Here is a 20,036-nt window from a genome sequence, read left to right on the forward strand (position 1 = left end):
CACCCGCTCCTCCGGATCCATGACCGGTACTCCACGTACTCGGAGGCAAACGCAGCTATGAACGGTGCGTTCCTTTGCTCAGACCCTTGAACGAGCTGGCGCGAAGCAGGCCTTCGGAGGTGATGTCCCGATATTCGATGTCGGCGTAGAACTTGGGTTCGACCCAGGTGGCCTTTGGCTTTCTGATGGTCTTCGTCAGCTTCTGCTTCGGGCTTACCACGGTATCGAGCGCCTTCCGGATCTGCGCTGACGTGGTCCGGCTCCATCCCGTGCCGACCTTGCCCATGTAGACCAAGTCCTTGCCTTCCTTCTTGCCCAAATAGAGGGCGGCCACGCCGGAGGGGTCCTTGATGAAGCCGACCACAGGGAATTTGCCCTTCTGAACGACCTTGATCTTCTGCCAGGCCTCCACCCGCTCCGACCGATAGGGCGCGTCCACGCGCTTGGAAACGATGCCTTCGTAATTCAACTTGCCGGCGGCCGAGAAGAGCGCCTGCCCATCTCCTTCGTGATGCTCGCTGTAAAGGATGGGCTCATTGAGCTTATGCTCCTCCATCAACTGCTTGAGCAGCCTCTTCCGCTCGATCTGCGGCTCCTTGCGCAGATCTCTGCCGTCCTGCCACAGCAGATCGAAGGCGAAGTAGATCAGCCGGTCCTGGTCGCCTCTGCCTAGATCTGCCTGCAGCTCGGAGAAGTTCGTGCGCTCGTCGTGAATGACCACGACCTCGCCGTCTACGATCGCCTGTCCTTCGATGTCGAAGGCGCCGGCTATCCTCGAAAACTTGCTGATCCAGTTGTGGCCGTTGCGCGTGTAGGCACGGCGATCCTCCCCGTCGATGCGGAGCTGAATACGGTAGCCATCGTATTTGATTTCGTGAATCCACCTAGAGCCCGAAGGTGCCTTCAGCTTTAGGGCCGCAAGCTGGAGAAAGATGAACCCCGGCATCCGAGAGGCTTGCGGCTCTCTGGCCGGCTTCTTGGTACGCTTCGCCACGCTACACAACTCATAAAAAACCCACCGCCGGGTTTGGGCCGACGGCGGGCGGTCTACCTACCTTACTCAACGAGTCCTCCAACTTCGGAGGCTGTGACGTGTTCCGAAGCGCACCAAGGCCATCGCGTTGCCCCGAGAACCGGTCCAAACGCCGCGCACAGGTTCCTATTTGAGCCCGCGGACCTCCCCCCACCGAGTTCGACCGAACCATAGGCTCGAGCCGGCGTTTACCGACATCATGTCAGACGCATTCGACTACTTCCGGGCCTATGCCGTACGAGCTCTCTGCAGGGCCCGGTCTATGCCGCAGGGCAAGATGAAGCATCTGCAGCTCGTGGCCGGGCGAATATACAATCTCCTCAAGAAAGAGGCCGCTTACGGCCCGAACACGCAGCATCTGGAGGACTTCCGCGCAGCGCAGAAACTCGAGAGATCCCTCGATTGTCCGCCGGGCGATGGCCCGGCCGCTCAAAGTCATTTTGCTAAATCGAGATCGTCGAGCGCGGGTCGGGAGGCTCGTTGAGTGGCTTCTCTCGACAGTCCCACGGTAGCGAGCCTCCTGCGAGAATACGCGCAGCGCGGCGGCAATCCCTACCGGGCAAAAGCCTATTCACGGGCCGCGGACAGCCTGGCCGCCCTTGCGATGCCTCTTCATGTGCTCATCGCCGAAGAGCGGCTCACGGAGATCCCCGGCGTCGGCGATGCGATCGCCGACATCATCACCAAGCTGCACAAGACCTCCTTGACGCCACGGGCGACGATCCGCAGCGTGCCGTCCGGCAGTGGCCGCTGCCGTCCAGCGGGCTCAACCCGCTGGCGATCGGAAAGAGCACCGGGGGCCTTTCGAATTTGCCGGTGCGTGTCACGATGACGAGCTGACGTTGAAATCGAGCGAGGCTGTTGTCGCCGCCGAGTCCGTTGTCCTCGCCTTCGATCAGCGCCTTGTACATGCTCTTCATTGTCTTTCGAGCATCGATTGAAAGCTTGTCGAAACTGCAGTCTCGGGTCTCCCGCGTCCAGGTCACGTCCTTCCACCAGGAGATCGGATGCGTAAGCAGCAGCTCCCAACGGTGGCCGGTCATCGGGTCGGGCGGAGGCCAACCCATCCCCGGTTGGTTTGCGAGCTTCAGGAGCCATTGTCGACGACGTCGTCGGGCCAATTCGGGAAGTCCGACTTAATGTCCGGGAGCGAAACCATTCACGGCGCACCTTGTCTAAGGGCCGCGCGGCGGCCAAAGCGATTAGAAATCGTGACGGATGGCAGGCTCTCGCGGCTTCGCTGTCGATCCTGAGGTTGAACAATTCGGGATTCGTTTGCGGTCGAGAACGGTTTGCCGTGCTCGGCAGCGCTCGCTTCGGCGAGCGCTTCAATCCGATCTTTCAGAACTTAAGCGAAGCAACTAGAATTCACGTGCGGTGCAAGGGAGGGGTGTTCGCCGAGGCCGGAAACGCTCTTGAGCCTCCGCTGCCGCCGTACGGACGTCTTCAGCCGAAGCCAATCCAAGTGCTTCCGATTGTCCGCCGGTCGCGAGATTGTAAGCAACCGCAGTACGGCCACCTGCATTGAAAATCGCTCTAAACAGGGCTTGATCGAGGTTCGTATGCAGCGCATAAATTCGTGCAACGACGACCGAATTTGCCGCCCGTTGTGCAAAAATTATATTCGATGGATTGGGAACGCGTTCGCATGTTCTTGGAGGTCGCGCGAGCAGGGCAAATCCTGAAGGCATCGAAGACTCTTAGGTTAGATCATTCCACGGTAGCTCGACAACTTACCGCTCTTGAGCGAAGTTTGAACACTAAGCTGCTTGAACGACATACGTCTGGATGCACTCTAACTGCGGCAGGCGAGTCGTTGATGGTCGCGGCGGAGCGCGCGGAGAGCGAATTTATCAGAATGAGTTCGAGCATCAGCGGCGCGAATCAGGCTATCACAGGTACAGTGCGCGTCGGTGCACCTGACGGCCTTGGCAACTATTTCCTTGCAGAGCGCCTCGGTATGCTTGCTGCGAAACATTCAAGGCTCGTCATCCAACTGGTTCCGCTGCCACGAACATTCTCGCTATCGCGGCGAGAGGCCGACATAGCGATCACGTTGGATCGCCCCAAACAGGGCCGACTGATCCTGGCGAAGCTAACCGATTACACACTAAGTGTGTATGCGGCGGAGAAGTACCTTGCGCGAGAGGGCCCGATCACAAACCAGCACGAACTGGACGGCCGATTGTTCGTAACGCATGTTGAGGACATGGCCTACAGCCCCGCCTTAGACTATGCTTCTGTACTCGGTCGCCTTAAGTCACGTAAATACGAATGCGGCAGCGTGGTCGCGCAAATGGAGGCAATTCGCGCCGGGTATGGAGTCGGAATCCTTCACGACTATGCAGCGCAACGGTATCCGGAGTTGAAGCGCGTGCTGCCGGCAGTTCGATTCGTGCGCAATTATTGGATCACCTCTCACCCTGATACGCATGAGACACGCCGAGTTCAAGAGGTGCATCGATTTATCTCTAGATCCGTGAAGGCCGAGAGGGCCTCATTCGTATCGGAGTAAGATGGACAGACGCACAGACGGATGCATCGAATAGGCTAGACTTCATATTGCAGTCGAGAAGGGAGCGCAAACGTCGCTGACGAGTGCCTAGCGAGAAAGCCTGTCCAGCGCATGCGGAAAATGGTGCCAGGAATTCCGGTGCATCGGCTCCTGAAGATGGGCCCAGATCATAAGTACATCGTCATGAGCAAGGCTCTCGCACGACAATCTAGCCTATAACCGAGCTGGTCCAACAGGCGCGCTTGGAGAGAGACGTCTCAATTATTTCTTTTTGAAGAGTCGGATTGTCACCGCTGAGGACAAACACCAGCACAGTCTCAGGGTACGCGGCCAACGGATTGGCGGGGCTTAGCTGAACGTCACCGGCCGCGACTTGAACAAGGTACCTGTTGTTTGCTTCCTCGGACGTGACTATGACACCCTTGATTCGCTCTGTTATTTTTGCCAGCTGGCTCAAAGATTCGCGCATTCCCAACTGGTCGACCAAATCCTTCGTGCGCAGAACCATGGTGCTGAACGCGGTTCCGGAGAGCTCAGCGTCGCTCGCGGCAGGAAGAACTTTTGAGGGAAGGCGCGTCAGAATCGGTATGCCATCCCGCAAGTAGATTGCACTCGCATCGACTTGACTATGACGGGTGCGTACAACGACTGCCTCTTGGTTGAGTTCGCGTAAGATCGCTTCGACCTTGGACACCCGACTTGCGTGTACAAGATCTATTTTGTTAAGGATCAGCCGGTCGGCCGCTTCGATTTGCCGCTGGACCAGTTTGCCAACGAACCTGTCGTTCAAACGATCGACGAAACTTGAAGCGTCGATCACTGTAATCATGGCGCTGAGGCTCAACTCTCGCAGGCCTCGGCTGTAATATGAAATGCGGCGAGGGTCGCCAACTCCGCTGGCTTCGACCAGAATGCGCTTTAGTCGCGGACGAAATGCAGTCATCCAATCGAAGGCTTCTCCGAGTCGATCGGTGACGGAGCAGCAGACGCAACCATCTTGAATGCCGAGCGTCAGCCCAGCCTCGCTAATCACGTGTTGAGCATCGATGTTGATAGGCGCGAGGTCGTTTACGATAACGCCTGTCTCTTTGGAGCCCCACGCTTGTAAGAGGTGATTGACAAGGCTTGATTTGCCGGAGCCGAGATACCCGCCAATTATGATGACGTCCACACTCATTGACGCGCTCTAAAAGCTGTTCGGAAAGTACTTTCCTTCAAAAACGGTGCCGAGAACCTTGATTTCGCGGATGCGCTCCGGCGGCACTTCGAACGGATCACTATCCAGCACAGCGAAGTCCGCTTTTTTGCCCGAGCGGATACTACCGACTTCGCTATCCATTCCGAGTATATAGGCGGCGTCGATAGTGATGGCTTTCATCGCCTGCTCGACTGAAATGCGCTCGAGTTCTCCCATGACCTTACCCGTTTCAGACAGGCGGTTTACTGCAACCCAGGCGTTCACCAGTGGTGCTGCGGGCGCCATGCTGAAGTCTGAGTGCAAGGAGAAGCGAATATTGTTACGCGTCAAAGTGCCTAGCCGGGACATCTGCGATGCCCTCTCATAACCGAGTATGCGCTTATAAAAGCGGTCGCTGAGCTCATGAACGTAGTAGACGTTGACCGAAGCATTGGCGCCCAGCTCGGCCGCACGCTGAATTTGTTCCGGTGTGCTAACTCCCAGATGCTCGATGACGAGCTTGCGTCCAAATCGCGGCCGGCGAGCTTGGAGATGCTCGAGCGTGTCGAGGACGAGTTCTAGACCCAAGTCGGCGGAGGTATGAATATGAATGACGTTTCCGGCATCCCAATAGGCTTCGGCAGCCTGGCGTAGGATCTCGGGCGATGTGATCCAGTGGCCATCCTGGCCCTCGATCCGACCCGGCCAGTTAAGTTGCATCAGGTTGGAGAAGAATCCACCGTCAGCAAACAACTTGACCGATTTGCCGAAGTGTGCGCGCTCGGTTTTCGTTGCGCGCAGAGCTTCGAGATGAGCCATACGCGCAGGGATGTCGACGGAGTCCGCTCCGAAGGGAACTCCAACGGGAGTCATTTGCACTCTGAACGGCGTGTTTTCATCGAAGGCTTCCTGGCAAAGCTGCCATTCCAGCTCTTCGCCGCCGATTTTGCCAAAGGCCATGTCACCGATCGTGGTGTTGCCGCCCGCACGTATGACGTCTTTGAAGGAACGATATCCAGCCTTGATACGTTCGGGTTCGAGGAGATAGCTCCGTAAACGCGCCAGCACCATGGCCATGCCGCTCTCGTAGAACAGCTGTCGTTCGGCATCGACTTGGGGATGCCTTTCGGCATCCTCCCGCGTTATTCCGGCCCATGCCATCGCGGCGTCGTTGAGGTAAAGCGAGTGAAAGCCGCGGTGCCACACGACAATCGGCCGTCTATTGGAGATGCGTGACAGAAGTCCTCCGCTTACCGGGCCGTGCCACAACTCGTGATAGCCCCAACTTACGAGCGGTTCGCCCTCGGAGAGCTGGCTTTCGATCTCGGTCAGACGGTTGAGAAATTCGTTTTGTCCACGAACGGAGACGAGCGATCTCCCAGGCAATTTCCAATCCACGCCAGTGATCCAGTGCATGGGAAGGAGTATAGAAGCCAGAGCAGGATGCACATGTGGGTCTATGAAGCCGGGCATCAGGACGGCATCTCGAAACCTGTCGTCGATCTCAGGTGTTTGGCCTGGGAACCACGGCCGGATTGACTCTTCCGTACCAACTTCGAGGATGCGAGACCCTCGAACGACCACGGTGTCGGCGACCGGCAATGACGGGTTCATCGTCCGGATGGTCTTCGCCCTGTAGATGGTCGTCTTTTCCACCTTGGAATCCTTCCGAAGATCTGTTGGGAATGGCCAAGCCCGTGCCATGACAACGCCGAGTTAGAGCCGGTTCACTATGCGCGGTCACAAATGCGATCGCCAGCCAACGGCTGCTCAAGGTTCATTCTGCTCGTGATGGTAACGTGCACCCGGCACCACCATTCACGACGCATCGTTGCCGCTACTGCTTCGGTTAGCTGCTCGCTGTGAAGAAGGGTTGATGGCCGGCAGCTAGGAATGGTCGTCTGTGCTATGCAGCCTGTCGCCCACTCGGCGCTTCTTCGGCCGAGCACTCCCAAATTCTTTCTCCCTCGACGTACGTGCCGAGGACCTTGAGATCAAGCACGTGCTCTGGATCGACGGCGCGCGGGTTCTTGTCGAGGACTACAAAATCCGCATATTTGCCAACCTCAATGCTTCCGATCTCGTTGTGCTTTCTAAGATGGAAGGCCGCGTCAATTGTTATGGACCGCAAGGCCGAATCCATATCCATGATCTGATCTGGGCCAATAACGTTTCCTGCGCGGCTTCGGCGAGTGGTGGCAAGATGTAGACAAAGGAGCGCGTGCGGCCAGGTCATCGGTGGGTCGCAGTGGAGCGAACTCCGCATCCCCTTTCGGACGGCGCTCCCCGCTGGCACAAACTTTGCGGCCGCTTCCGGTCCAAGGAGCGCGTCGCGGAGTGCTTCGCCCCAGTAATAAAGGTAAGGTAAGAAGAAGCTACACACCACTCCGAGCGTGTTGCAGCGGTCAATTTGGTCTTCGCGCAACGTTCCGCAATGCTCGAGCCGGAACGGTCGCTTTGCTTCGGGAAACTCATTGAGTGCCGCCTCATATGCATCCAGAACCGCGTCGATAGTCCGATCGCCATGCGTATGAACGGACATTTGATGCCCGCGGGCGGCGTAAGCTCGTATGATACGGTTCAACTCTTCGGGCTTGTAGTTCATGTGACCGACGCTGTCGCGCGGTAGACCCATGCTCGTAAGGGTGATTTCGTTATTGAGGTATGGCTTTGTCAGCCACACGTTGCCCATAAGGACGGACCCATCACCCCACACCTTGATGCCGGCCATTGCAAACCGATCGTTTCCTCCCTCAAAGGAAATTGTCTCGATTCCTTCGGGAACTGCTCTCTGATAGCAAAAGACCCGAATGGGCATTTGCTCTCTTTCCAAAGTCTTCTTGTAGAAGAGGCTGGTCATGGGCGTCACGCCCATTTCGGAGCTGGTCGTATATCCAGACTTTGAGAACTTCCACAGCCAATCCCGTAAGGAGTCGACGCCCCGCTGCTCGCCGCAGAGAGCATAGAAACTCTCGATGACGTATTCGCGCGAGCGCTCCTCAAATTTCCAAGGTTCACCATTCTCATCGCAACGAACATTCCCGCCAGGAACAACGGGGGTTTCGCGTGTGATTTTAAGTGCCTTAAGGGCCGCCGAATTGAGGTAAATTCCGTGCATGTTTGACACCTGCACCGCGATCGGAATGTTCGGTGAGAGTTCGTCCAGGTCGGCCTTGCTAGGCTCTTTGGCGCCGACGTGGAGCTGGGGGTCAAGCCCCAGGAACCAGAGGAACTCACCATCTTTTGCTTTGCTAACTCTTCTTCTTATCTTAGCGAGAGCCGCCTCGTACGTGGGCGTGTGCACCGATCGAATATCGACCACGGGGTCGCCCCAACACAAAGCGCTAAGCAGGGGATGACCGTGTGCTTCGACGAAGCCGGGTAACATCGTGCGCCCATCGATATCGACTAGAGTTGTTTGCGAGCCACGGTGACGGCTTACGGCCTCCCAAGATCCAACGGCGAGTATTTTTCCCTTGGATATTGCCACGGCTTCAACCTGCATCTGGTCGCGATCCATCGTGACTATCGGACCGCCGTGAAAAATTGTGTCTGCGCCCATCTGTGCTCCTCCTGCCGGCTTTCCGGCGTCAAGCGCCGTTGGTCTGCCCTTCAAACATTTCCGTGAGTGTGTCGGTTGGTAGTTCGCCGCGCACGCCTATGAACACCAGCTCGCTTCTGCGATCGCCTGAAAAGGAAGGGCGGAGATCGATCGTCGAGCGCTTGCCGATTAGCTGGAAAATGCCGCTCTGATCGGCCAAATCCGAGAACCGAACGATACCTTTCGCGCGCAAGATTGACGCAGGAAGAGCCTTTACGATGTCAGCGAAGTTGGCTTGATTCCCGACATTGCCTGACCAGGACCAACTCTCAAACGTGCCGGAATGATTACGAATCCTTGAGGTGCCGGTGCAGGCGGTACAGCCTTCGTGACGGCAAGGGCTTTCAGCGCGGTCGCATCGAAAGGATGCCTTCCGATTAAGCCGGAGGGCCTCTGCGTCGCCGTCACCGAGCAGCATAAATGCCGGAAGGATGGCATTCTGCGTCTTTATGATTCTCATCGTCGGCAACGCACCGCGGAGTATCGTGATCACTTTGTCGGCGAACCGCGGCGCTATCAAATCGGTCTTGTTGAGTAATACATAATCCGCGACCGCAGCCTGATCGATAGCAAGCTCAGTATGTTCGAAGCTTAGGCTCGGGAAGTTTTCGGCATCAACAACGCAAATGGTGCGATCAATCCTCAGCCGGCGAGAAACCGCGGGTTGCATAAATGCATCCGCAATGGCCATCGGGTTCGATACGCCACTTGTCTCGAGCAAAACTCCGTCGAACCTCTGCTCCGAAGACGCGATAGACAGAATTGAGCTCAAGAGGTCATCTTTGATGCTGCAGCACACACATCCATTGGTAAGAGAAATGATGGTGTCGTCCTGCGATGCGATAAGCTTCACATCGATGCTGAGCGCGGCAAAATCATTGACGAGGACAGCCAGCTTCAGCCGAGTGTGCTGTAGGATGTTGTTCAGAAGCGTCGTCTTTCCGGCACCCAGAAAGCCGGACACAATCGTAACCGGTAATCGTTGCTCCCGGGCGAAATGCAGCATCGTCGGCGAATCCTCGGTGATTACAGCAACGGTCAGGCGCGTCCGTCGCCTGCCACACCGCCCCAGGTACGAAGTGCGTTTTCGAGCCTTTGAAAATCGAAACGACGAAGCAGTTATTCCGATAAATCAACGGAAAAATTCTGTCAACATGAAATTTTACGCAAGAATTTCACGTGTGTGCTTGGCTGTTTCGGTCCGCACGGGACTTGCGTTTGCGAGACGTGGGAATGGCGTTCGGGTGTACTTCGCCAGCAGCGCAGCCGGCTGAGGACCTATCAATGCACGCAGGCGGAATGCGCCCAGACAAATTGGCAGGCATCCTTTTTAGGACGGAGTGTCCATTTCGTTTCGTGGCGCCGATCATTGCCAATGGCGAGGACTGTCGTCGGTTATAGAAAAGGTTCTCGCGGAGGCAGGTTTGCCGCCCCGGCGAGGGAGATGCTTCGCTAACAGGCACCGCTTCATTAGGGCAGATCGCCAGCCCGTTTAAGCGGGTCCATTTCTCTTACGAAGCAGCGCGACCTGGTGTAGCTTCTATCGTATGCCCCGGTCGCTCCGGAGCGAATGCAGCGGTCGCGATCATCAATTCAAGGAAGCTGCGCGACTAGGTGACGACGACCCGACCCTACGCCGTTTTCTTGCCCGGTTGTTTGCAACGGCGGCAGAGGCGGCAACGATTGGTCTCTATGCTCCTTCGAGATGATATCTGTATGGGGTCATCTGATTGCAGCTCGAGCCATTCTCGGATCTCCGCTTATCGACAGCGTGTCTAATAGTGCGGCGGGGTAATGACCCAAACCACTTTAGCTGGCACCGTTCCGGGATTTGCGCAGCGATGTTGCAAGGTGCTGCTAAAGGAGAAGCTGTCTCCTTCTTCAAGCTGAAACAGCTTGCCGTCGACCCACAGGTTCAGTTGCCCAGCAATCACAATCCCCGCCTCGTTGCCGTCGTGGCTGTATTCTTCGCTGTCGGCCCCCGGTTCAATCGTACTCAAGAGCAGCTCTAGAGGGCCAGCGAGGTTAGGCGAGAGAAGCTCCTCGGCGATCCCGAGGCCGGTGAATGTCAATCGGCGGCGGTGCGCTTTACGAACGACGATGTCTCGTTCGCCCGGCGCCGCCTGCATGTTCCCGTTGAAGAACCAATTCATATGTACGCCAAGAGCGTCGCTCAGCTTCTTCAGAACACCGATGGGCAGCTTCGATTGATTTCGTTCGACTTGGCTCAAATAGCCGACCGAAATGCCGGCGGCCTGAGCAAGCTGGGTCAGCGTCAGCTTCTTGATCTTCCGAAGTTCGCGGATCTGGCTACCGACGGCAGCCTCCAAATCCATTCCGCTTTTTGTTTCAGAGGCCGCCCATTCCTCAGCTGTGCGTATCGGTCTAATCGCCATGGGCTCTCTCGTCCTTCAATGCGGGCGGCGTGCCGCGACCAGCCGCCTGTAGCCACAAGCCACCATTCAAACCGCCAGATTGGGCTCAATCCATTTGGAGCGCCTGCAACATGAGCTCCCGACTACCCGATTCCTTATAGAAGCCACAACATCGAAAAAAAACTCCAGATGTGAAAAATCTATTCACCTCTGTGAAAAAATATGCAATATTTTCACGAAAGATCGTTAGGAGCTTTAGGTGTGACGGATCTCCCGAAGTCGGCCCAAGTCGTCATTGTTGGCGGCGGTATCATGGGCTGCAGTCTTGCCTACCATCTTACTCTTCGTGGGTGGACGGATGTCGTTTTACTCGAACGTAAGCAGCTTACGTCGGGAACGACGTGGCACGCCGCCGGGCTGGTAGGCCAACTCGGAGCAACCCACAACCTGACGCGGTTGGCCCAATACACGACCGAACTCTATGATCAGCTCGAGAGAGAAACAGGTCAAAACACCGGCTACCGTCAGATCGGATCGTTGGCGATTGCAAGTCATCAGGAGCGATTTGAGGAGTTGAAGCGCGGGGCCTCAATGGCTCGTTGTTTTGGGCTGGAAGTAAATATCTTGACTGCTAAGGAGGCGGCCGATCTTTGGCCGTTGATGGTGACCGAAGATGTTGTGGGTGCGGTCCATCTTCCGAAGGATGGTCAGACCAATCCAGTGGACACGACGCATGCGCTCGCAAAGGGTGCCAAGAGTCGTGGGGCGAAGATATTTGAGGGCACGGCTGTAACCGAGATCATGACCGAACGCGGTCGTGCTGTCGGTGTTCGCACCAAGGACAGCGAAATCGCTGCCGAATTTGTGGTCAATTGTGCGGGCATGTGGGCGCGGGACCTCGGTGCAGCCGCGGGGGCGATCGTCCCACTTCACGCAGCCGAACACTTCTATATCGTCACTGAGCCGGTGCCTGACATAAAAAAGCACCTTCCCGTGCTGCGGGACGCGGACGCCTGCACGTATTTCAAGGAAGATGCCGGCAAGCTGCTGGTCGGCTGGTTCGAACCGGTTGCAAAGCCCTGGGGGATGGAAGGCATTCCCGAGAGTTTCGAGTTCGATACGTTGCCGGATGATTTCGATCACATCGAGCCGCTGCTTGAGGGAGCGATCCGTCGCGTTCCCATACTGGCAAAGACGGGAATCCAGTTGTTCTTCAACGGACCGGAGAGTTTCACCCCGGACGATCGCTATATGCTGGGCGAGACGCCAGAGGTGCGAAATCTCTTTGTGGCGGCAGGCTTCAATTCCATCGGTATTCGTTCGGCCGGCGGAGCAGGCAGAGTTCTCGCCGACTGGATTGTCGATGGTCATCCGCCGATGGACCTGTGGGACGTCGACATACGGCGCGTCATGCCTTTTCAATCCAATCGTCTTTATCTACGGGATCGAACGGTCGAGTCGCTTGGCTTGCTGTACGCGATGCACTGGCCGTTCCGGCAGGCGGAGAGGGCGAGAGGAGTCCGGCGTTCGTCGCTACATGACCGCTTGCTCTCGCGGGGGGCTTGCTTCGGTGAGGTCGCGGGCTTCGAACGGCCCAATTGGTATGCGCCAAAGGGGCGCGAGCCCAAATATGAATATAGCTTCGGGCGGCAAAACTGGTTCGACTATTCCGCGGCGGAGCATCGCGCGGTTCGCGAGAACGTCGGACTGTTCGACCAATCCTCTTTCGCCAAATTCGTTTTCGACGGCGATGATGCCGAGCACATTCTCAATCAAATTTGCGCAAACAACGTCTCAGTTCCGATCGGCCGCATCGTCTATACTCAGTGGCTGAACGAGCGGGGGGGCATTGAAGCAGATGTGACGATCACCCGTGAAGGCGAAAAGCGCTTCCTCATCGTTACTGCGGTCGCCACCCAAGTCAGGGATTTCGCCTGGTTGAAGCGCAATATTCCAGAAGGTGCCCGGGCGCTGGCCGTCGACGTCAGTTCGGCCTACGCCGTCCTGGGCGTTATGGGTCCGAAGTCTAGAAGTTTGCTGAGCAAGCTGACGGATGCCGATCTGTCGAACGGAGCGTTTCCATTTGCCAGCTCGAAGATCATCGATCTTGGTTATGCCAAGGTGAGGGCGAGCCGTATCACCTATGTCGGCGAACTGGGATGGGAATTGTATGTGCCGACTGAGTTCGTCCAGGGTGTATTCGACGTTCTTGTCGAAGAGGGGGCTTCATTCGACATGCGTCTCGCCGGCTACCATGCGATGAACTCGTTGCGGATGGAGAAAGGATATCGGCACTGGGGCCACGACATCACCGACGAAGTTACCCCGCTGGAGGCCGGGCTCGGCTTTGCAGTTGCTTGGTCGAAGCCGCAAGGATTCATTGGGCGCGATGCGTTGCTGCGTCAAAAGGAGGTGGGCCTCAAACGCAAGATGATCCACATGGCAGTCGAGGATCCCGCACTAATGCTCTACCACAATGAACCGATTTGGCATGACGGTCGGCTCGTTGGGCGCATCACGTCCGGCATGTACGGTCACAGCATTGGAGCTTCTCTTGGTCTGGGATACGTCGAGAATCCCGACGGCGGAGGAGTTGATGCGGCCTTCTTGCAGAGCGGAAGATTGGAGATTGAGGTTTCCGGCGTGCGTGTGCCCGCACGTGCGTCGTTGCGCGCGTTCTATGATCCGGCGAACAATCGGGTGAAGGACGTCGAAGGTGCCGTTACCGTGTCCGCGGCGGCTTCCTGATCGGTGCGTGTCATGTCTGAAATCAACACGGCACCCATCAAAATCCCCGATGCAGGGAGTTCGTCTGTCTTCCTCTCGTCAAAAGAACGAGCAGATCGTCCCGATTTCGTCCTGACATTTTCCTGCCCGGACCGGACCGGCATTGTCCACGCCGTCTCCGGTTTCCTCGCGACCCATGGATGCAACATCAGAGACAGCGCTCAGTTCTCCGATCGCAGCGTCGGCAAACTTTTCATGCGCATCTCTTTCGACGCGCTCGCTGAGACCGGAACCTCACGCTTACAGTCGGAGTTTGCCGAGGTCGGAAAGTTGTTTGACATGACGTGGCAATTGCATGATTTCGGGTTGAAGCCACGGCTCATGATTATGGTCTCGCGGGCGGGGCACTGCTTGAACGATCTTCTGTTTAAGTATTCCACCCGAATGCTCGATGTCGAGATTCCGTTGATCGTTTCGAACCATAAGGATTTTTTCCGCCTTGCTGCGTCCTACGACATTCCTTTCCATCACCTGCCGATCACCGCCGATACAAAGCTGGCGCAAGAGGCAAAACTGATGGATCTGGTCGAGCGGGAACGCATCGACTTGATCGTTTTGGCTCGATACATGCAGGTCTTGTCGGATGGGGTCTGCCAGAAGATGTCTGGGCGGGTCATCAATATCCATCATTCGTTCCTGCCGAGTTTCAAGGGAGCGCGGCCGTATCATCAGGCCCAGGCAAGAGGCGTGAAGTTGATCGGTGCGACGGCGCACTACGTCACGGCGGACCTAGATGAGGGGCCTATCATCGAGCAAGACGTCCTGCGCGTTGATCACTCCCTCACGCCGGAGCAACTCTCGGCAGTCGGACGTGACGTCGAGGCCGCGGTATTGACGCGAGCCGTAAAGTTCCACGCGGAGAACCGGGTCTTGTTGAACGGCGATCGCACAGTGGTATTTGGATGAGCATTTTGATGCGGTCAAACACGAAATGAGCGCAGTGGTGATCGACGGTACTGCCGCGGCCAGGCAGCTTCACGCCGTGTTGCGTGGTGCCGTTCTAGATCTCGTGGAGCGTGGGGTGACGCCTGGCCTTGCGGTCGTGCTTGTGGGCGATGATCCCGCGAGTTCGGTTTACGTTCGCAACAAGGTGCGAAAATCGGTCGAAGCGGAATTGCGCTCGTTTCATCACAGATTACCCGCCTCAACCAGCGAAAGTGATATTCTGGCGCTGATCACACGCCTGAACGGCGCCGAAGACGTTGACGGCATTCTCGTTCAACTGCCGCTACCCTCTCACATTGACGCCCAGAAGGTGACTGCCGCCATTGATCCAGAGAAGGACGTTGACGGTTTTCATCCCACTAATGTGGGCAACCTGTCGCTCAGCGCCTCCGCTTTGATCCCCTGCACGCCACTCGGCTGTATGCTCTTGATCAAGAGCGTCCGTAAGGATCTTACAGGACTTTCTGCGGTCATCGTTGGTCGTTCAAACATAGTCGGAAAGCCGCTGGCACAACTCCTGTTACGAGAAAACTGCACGGTTACTATAGCCCACTCCAAGACCGAGGATCTGCCATCGGTCTGTCGTGGCGCAGACATCCTGGTTGTGGCGGCCGGACGGGCGAGATTCGTTCGTGGCGATTGGATCAAGCCTGGTGCAATCGTTATCGACGTTGGCATCAATCGCATAGGAGGCGATGGCAATGAGCAATTGGTTGGCGATGTGGATTTCGAGGGCGCGCGCACTGTTGCCGGCGCACTGACACCCGTCCCGGGCGGTGTGGGCCCGATGACCATTGCGTGCCTGCTCAGAAATACGATCGAGGCTGCCTGTCGCCGCCGGGGTGTTTCTTCGCCGCTTGACCATAGCGCACTAGGCGCCGGAGCCCCTCCGCCACTCCTGCGTTGATTGAACTGCGCGTAAGGCAGAAGCATTCGACCTAAGCAATGGTGATGGCGAGCCCAATTGAGCAAGATCTCTGTCAGGGAAGGATCTCGATGGATCGCATCCGATCTTCATTTAAAGCTAGGGTGACGCGGTTGCCTGAGATGCGCGTGCTGCGTTCGGCGGCTTGCCCGGCGCCGCGGCTCGAGGTCTACGACGAGCATGGCATGCAGGGCTTTAGCTAGTCTCAAGCACGTAAGGAAGACAACGCGATGAAAGTCACCGGTGATCCGCCTGAGCCGGATCGCGCGGACCCGAGCGAAGATGCATTGGCAGCTGATCTGCCGGGTTCCTACTGGTAAACTTGCTGCCCGCTGCCGGCTACACGCGCAACGGGGACGATACCGCTGTTAACATATACCGCCGCCGGCGACCGCCTGGTGCAGTTGAGAAGGGACCCGAGGATTTGACGTTAAGTCTGTCAGGGTCACGTGTCGGATGCGCGAGAGGCAAACTCGTCGGTCTTTGAGGAACATCGTGAAGCTCGCCAAACCCTTAAGGAGTAGTTGATGGCTTGGCTTGGTCATGGCCGCGGGGCAGCTTCGCGAGCCAGTCGAGCATAATTGACCTGCTGAGCCGCGACCGGTTGGCGGTTCAGCGTCTGTCGTTCTTCGGCGCGCCCACTCAGTTGCGGACTTGGCCACAGACGCCCCAAAGCAATCCCCGCATAGAGGCTAACCGGCCAACGAGAACACTCGGCGTCTTCACCCAGCGGGTCGTCATCAAAATGTCCTTGTCCCCAAAAGGGGGACTCCGAAAGATGGTTTTCGGAACGGTTGACAAGGGCCGTAGGAGATGAACTTGCCGCGATCCGAACGCTCCGCGTAGAGCATCGCAGCTGGCCGAAAGACCCCATGCGGGCGCAACATCTGTAGAAGTTTCGACTTAATCTGACGGCGAGGTTTGAACTGGCAGGGAATGGAGCTGCGGGCGAGCAGGAGCGCTCACCCAAAGGGCGCTCCCGCGCAGCCCGCAGCGTCTCACAGGAGACGTTCCCATGACCCAGGAACAGAAGGTCATTCGCGCGAAAGTCGGAATGCTGGAATCGGCCAAGCAGCTTGGCAACGTTAGCCAAGCTTGCCGGATGATGGGCTATAGCCGCGACAGCTTCTACCGGTTCAAGGAACTTTACGACAAGGGCGGCGAGCTGGCGCTGATTGAGATCAGCCGCAAGAAACCGATCCTGAAGAACCGTATCGCGCCGCAGGTCGAGGCGGCCGTCGTTGAGCTGGCGATCGACCAGCCGGCCTGGGGCCAGGTGCGGGTCAGCAATGAGCTCAGGAGCCGCGGCCTGTCGATCTCCCCGTTCGGCGTGCGGACGGTGTGGCTGCGTCACGACCTCGCCAACGTCAAGAAGCGGCTGACGGCGCTGGAGGCCAGGATGGCCCAGGACGGCCTGGTGCTGACCGAGGCCCAGCTCGTTGCGTTGGAAAAGGCCAAGTCCGAGAAGGAGGCGCACGGCGAGTTCGAGAGCGAGTGCCCCGGCTATTGTAGTGCGCAGGCACCTTCTATGTCGGCAACATGAAGGGGGTCGGGCGGATCGATCAGCAGACCTTCATTGACACCTACAGCAAGGTGGCGTTAGCCAAGCTGTATGATCGCAAGACGCCGATCACGGCGGCCGAGCTGTTGAATGACCGCGTGGTACCGTTCTTCGATGCGCGGGGCATCGCGCTGAACCGGATCCTGACCGACCGCGGCACCGAGTATTACGGCAATCCGGAGCATCACGAATACGAGCTCTACCCCGCCGTCGAGGACATCGATCACACCCGCACCAAGACGAAAAGCCCACAGACCAACGGCATTGTCGAGCGCTTCCACCGCACCGTGCTCGAGGAGTTCTATCGCGTCGCGTTCCGCAAGAAGATCTATCCGAGCATTACTGCGTTGCAGAGCGATCTCGATGAGTGGATCACCGCCTATAATGAGTTACGCCCGCATCAGGGGCGCTGGTGCTACGGCAAGACGCCGAATGCAAACCTTGCTTGACGCAAGTGCTCTGTCGAGAGCGAAATTGTTGCCGGTCGGACATGAAATCTTTGTCGGACACCTGCCGCGACAAAGCACCCACTGTCAGATCAAGTCCCTTCTTTTACACAACATCGGTTCTTGCAAGGCTGACTTTTGCCGCCGCTTTTCTATCCCTCAAATTCTTCTTCCTGACTGCTCCCAATAAGGATCCCGCAGCTGCCTCTTGAAGATCTTGCCTGAGTCTTCGCGCGGCAGGCGGGTCCGGATCTCGATCTCCCTGGGAACCTTGTAGTCGGCCAAGACCGTCTTCAGCTTCTCGCGTATGTCCAGGACATTAAGCATAGTCCCGGGTTGCGGTTCGACCACTGCCATGAGTGCCTCGCCAAATTCCGCATCGGGAATGCCAAACACTGCGCAGTCATGCACGCCCTGCACCATGTGTAGAGCTGCTTCGATCTCGGCGGGGTAAATGTTGACCCCACCGGAAATCACTACATTGTGCAGCCGGTCACATAGGAACAGATAGCCATGCGCGTCGACAAAGCCGAGATCGCCGGAGGCGATAAAGCCTTCCTGATCCATCTCGACCAGCTTCTCGGGTCTGTTGTGATATGTGAATCGCGGGAAAGACGTGTTGCAGGAATAAATCTCTCCAACCTCCCCAGCTGGCAGTACTTGTCCGTGCACACCGACTACGCGCAGCTCGACATGGCGCAAAGGAGTGCCGACCGTTCCAGGCTTTTGCAGCCAATCCAGCGAGGTCGCAAACGTCACAGCCCCTGCTTCTGTCGAGCCGTAGAACTCATGTATGATGGGCCCCCACCATTCAATCATCCCACGCTTCACCTCCGACGGGCAGGGCGCCGCCCCATGGACGACGTGGCGCAGCGACGAAAGGTCATATTTCATTCGTACACTTTCAGGCAGCTGCATAAGGCGTACAAACATGGTTGGCACCATGAGAATAGTGTCAATCTTCTCTGCTTCTATCAGGCGTAACAACTCCTCAGGTTCGAAACGAGGCATCAGCACCAGCGCGCCGCCCCGGCGGCTGAACCAGATTCCAAAGAAGTTCGGTGCGGAGTGGTAAAGCGGTCCTGGGACGAGCGCGCGAGCGCCCGGCCCATAAAGGATCGCGCGTATATCCTCCAATCCCGCGGCCTGCTCGCCGGTTGGTGGGACGCGACGTACCCCTTTGGGATGCCCCGTGGTGCCCGACGTATAGATCATTGTCGTCGGCTGGGCTGCAGGCAAAGCCGCGCACGACGGCTGATCCGCAATCCACCTTTCGAAATCGCGTGCGAACCCCGGCATCGCGAGAAGCGCGGGATGGATATTGTAAGCAGCTATCAATTCCGGCGGCGTCGCTATACTCAGAACCAACTTGTTTGAGGCGTCACGTTCCAGTTGATGCAAAAGGTCTGCATGGCCTATCAGCACCTGCGCGCCGGAGTCGGCCACAATGTACTCTATCTCTTGACGCTTGAAATGCCAGTTAACCGGTACAGCATAAGCTCCGAGCTGCATAACTCCATGCGTGACCTCCACAAATGCGATCTCATTCCGCATCAGAATGCACACGCTATCGCCTTCGCGAATGCCGAGCCGAGCAAGCCCTCCCGCGATCCGCATCGCGCGATCCGCGACATCGGAATGACTGCGCCGTCTCTCACCCGAGATGATGCCATGAAAAAGTGGGGAAGTCCCGATCATCCTATCTCTCCTCTTTAATAAGATGGGTGCCATCGAACCGCTCCGCAGGACCAAGAGGTGTGTCAGTTGCTTGGCCGAAGGAAAAGGCGCGCGCTATAGACTTCACGGTTTGAGAGACGCAGAAAGCCGGCGTCATTTCCGTGGCTGCAGTCGCGACATGACATTCACGAGATCGCCAACTCGACTAACCATCCATCCTTAACCACCTAACTGCGGCGCGGCCGCCCTTGGTGAACGCCATGCACGCTCGGGCCCGATTTGCCGCAATTTGATGCGGCGTGCCCTCTACTCTTTGGCCTCGCCCTAAACCTGCAACTTAACCTTCAACCAATATTGTTGCGCGAACTAGTCTTGTGATGTTCGCGCTCTCGATGGTCGAGCGTGTACATGACCAAACATTGAATGACATTAATGACCCGTGAAGTGACAGTGTTGAATGCCGCAAGCGAAGGGCTTAGCAATCAGACCCTGCAAGGCACTCGACTATTCGTCAAAAGGCTTCTGCATCCAGTTGGTTTCGATCCATTCGCATCAGGCCCCGTTCAACGCCCGAGAACCTATTTCGGCCAGCTCCAGCCTTGTAGTTGAGAAAGCCACATATTCTGTGACCGGCTCTGCACCAGTCGCTTTCGTCCCAGAGCACCGTTCAGGAACATTTAGTTTCCAGAGCGCTCCACTAACATTGACTCAAATGTAGCTCCGCGGCTTCAAGGCCAAGGCCCTCGAGGCCCTGTCAACCCATCTCTCCGATGGGCGATAGATAGCTGGGCACCTCAACAAGAAAGCTCCGCGAGCACATGCAGTTAGAGATCGAATGGCACCATCGCGCCGCTCTGGCGTGACGACCATAATGTGGATCACCCATGATCAGCCCTGCGAATGCCGTAATGATCGCCATGTATCTCGAGAGGCAAGACGATTGCGGCCCATGTTGAATCTATCAGTTACGAAGGAGCTGAAGACGAGGAACTTC

At 57.1% G+C, this 20,036-nt stretch carries 11 protein-coding genes and 2 pseudogenes; 6 read left to right on the plus strand and 7 right to left on the minus strand.

Features of this window, described 5'->3' with window-relative positions:
- Positions 1–55: 55 nt before the first annotated feature.
- Positions 56–994, minus strand: coding sequence for a non-homologous end-joining DNA ligase (gene ligD, locus I6F24_RS34190; protein WP_225130645.1), 939 nt, complete (start codon positions 992–994; stop codon positions 56–58).
- A gap of 523 nt (positions 995–1,517) precedes the next feature.
- Here ligD and I6F24_RS34195 point away from each other — a divergent pair.
- Both I6F24_RS34195 and I6F24_RS34200 read left to right on the plus strand, forming a co-directional pair.
- Positions 1,518–1,733: pseudogene (locus tag I6F24_RS34195) on the plus strand (helix-hairpin-helix domain-containing protein); the annotation flags it as partial.
- A gap of 927 nt (positions 1,734–2,660) precedes the next feature.
- Entirely contained in the window at positions 2,661–3,548 is an 888-nt protein-coding gene (locus tag I6F24_RS34200; protein WP_225130647.1) for a LysR family transcriptional regulator, read from the plus strand.
- Between the two features lie 208 nt (positions 3,549–3,756).
- On the opposite strand, the gene I6F24_RS34205 is transcribed toward I6F24_RS34200, so the two are convergent.
- The 5 genes from I6F24_RS34205 to I6F24_RS34225 form a co-directional block, all read right to left on the minus strand.
- Positions 3,757–4,725 (minus strand): GTP-binding protein, encoded by a 969-nt coding sequence (locus I6F24_RS34205; RefSeq protein WP_225130649.1) that lies wholly within the window; start codon positions 4,723–4,725, stop codon positions 3,757–3,759.
- Between the two features lie 9 nt (positions 4,726–4,734).
- A complete protein-coding gene (locus I6F24_RS34210) occupies positions 4,735–6,381 on the minus strand; it encodes an amidohydrolase (RefSeq protein WP_225130651.1) in 1,647 nt (548 codons plus the stop codon).
- A 250-nt stretch (positions 6,382–6,631) separates the two neighbouring features.
- The gene (locus I6F24_RS34215; protein WP_225130653.1) at positions 6,632–8,287 is read right to left on the minus strand and encodes an amidohydrolase; all 1,656 of its coding nucleotides are present in this window, start codon (positions 8,285–8,287) and stop codon (positions 6,632–6,634) included.
- A gap of 28 nt (positions 8,288–8,315) precedes the next feature.
- Positions 8,316–9,332, minus strand: coding sequence for a GTP-binding protein (locus I6F24_RS34220; protein WP_225130663.1), 1,017 nt, complete (start codon positions 9,330–9,332; stop codon positions 8,316–8,318).
- Between the two features lie 769 nt (positions 9,333–10,101).
- Complete coding sequence (locus I6F24_RS34225) at positions 10,102–10,722, minus strand: XRE family transcriptional regulator (protein ID WP_225130665.1); 621 nt, start codon at positions 10,720–10,722, stop codon at positions 10,102–10,104.
- A 240-nt stretch (positions 10,723–10,962) separates the two neighbouring features.
- On the opposite strand from I6F24_RS34225, the gene I6F24_RS34230 reads away from it, so the two are divergent.
- The 4 genes and pseudogenes from I6F24_RS34230 to I6F24_RS34245 all read left to right on the plus strand — a co-directional run.
- On the plus strand, positions 10,963–13,449 hold the full coding sequence (locus I6F24_RS34230; protein ID WP_225130667.1) for an FAD-dependent oxidoreductase: 2,487 nt from the start codon (positions 10,963–10,965) through the stop codon (positions 13,447–13,449).
- Positions 13,450–13,461: 12 nt separating this feature from the next.
- The gene (purU, locus tag I6F24_RS34235) at positions 13,462–14,394 is read left to right on the plus strand and encodes a formyltetrahydrofolate deformylase (RefSeq protein WP_225130669.1); all 933 of its coding nucleotides are present in this window, start codon (positions 13,462–13,464) and stop codon (positions 14,392–14,394) included.
- Positions 14,395–14,419: 25 nt separating this feature from the next.
- Entirely contained in the window at positions 14,420–15,340 is a 921-nt protein-coding gene (gene folD, locus I6F24_RS34240) for a bifunctional methylenetetrahydrofolate dehydrogenase/methenyltetrahydrofolate cyclohydrolase FolD (RefSeq protein ID WP_225130725.1), read from the plus strand.
- A 1,033-nt stretch (positions 15,341–16,373) separates the two neighbouring features.
- A pseudogene (locus I6F24_RS34245) lies at positions 16,374–17,350 on the plus strand (IS481 family transposase); the annotation flags it as partial.
- A 174-nt stretch (positions 17,351–17,524) separates the two neighbouring features.
- On the opposite strand, the gene I6F24_RS34250 reads toward I6F24_RS34245, so the two are convergent.
- Positions 17,525–19,063: an acyl-CoA synthetase gene (locus I6F24_RS34250; protein WP_225130671.1), complete on the minus strand. Its 1,539-nt coding sequence runs from the start codon at positions 19,061–19,063 to the stop codon at positions 17,525–17,527.
- Between the last annotated feature and the right edge of the window lie 973 nt (positions 19,064–20,036).

Source organism: Bradyrhizobium sp. BRP23 (assembly GCF_020194135.1).
Lineage (GTDB): Bacteria > Pseudomonadota > Alphaproteobacteria > Rhizobiales > Xanthobacteraceae > Bradyrhizobium > Bradyrhizobium yuanmingense.

Coding starts and splice junctions, on each gene's coding strand:
- I6F24_RS34200 (WP_225130647.1), top strand. CDS start 2,661: ATGGATTGGGAACGCGTTCGCATGTTCTTGGAGGTCGCGCGAGCAGGG.
- I6F24_RS34205 (WP_225130649.1), bottom strand. CDS start 4,725: ATGAGTGTGGACGTCATCATAATTGGCGGGTATCTCGGCTCCGGCAAA.
- I6F24_RS34215 (WP_225130653.1), bottom strand. CDS start 8,287: ATGGGCGCAGACACAATTTTTCACGGCGGTCCGATAGTCACGATGGAT.
- I6F24_RS34220 (WP_225130663.1), bottom strand. CDS start 9,332: ATGCTGCATTTCGCCCGGGAGCAACGATTACCGGTTACGATTGTGTCC.
- I6F24_RS34225 (WP_225130665.1), bottom strand. CDS start 10,722: ATGGCGATTAGACCGATACGCACAGCTGAGGAATGGGCGGCCTCTGAA.
- purU (WP_225130669.1), top strand. CDS start 13,462: ATGTCTGAAATCAACACGGCACCCATCAAAATCCCCGATGCAGGGAGT.
- folD (WP_225130725.1), top strand. CDS start 14,420: ATGAGCGCAGTGGTGATCGACGGTACTGCCGCGGCCAGGCAGCTTCAC.
- I6F24_RS34250 (WP_225130671.1), bottom strand. CDS start 19,063: ATGATCGGGACTTCCCCACTTTTTCATGGCATCATCTCGGGTGAGAGA.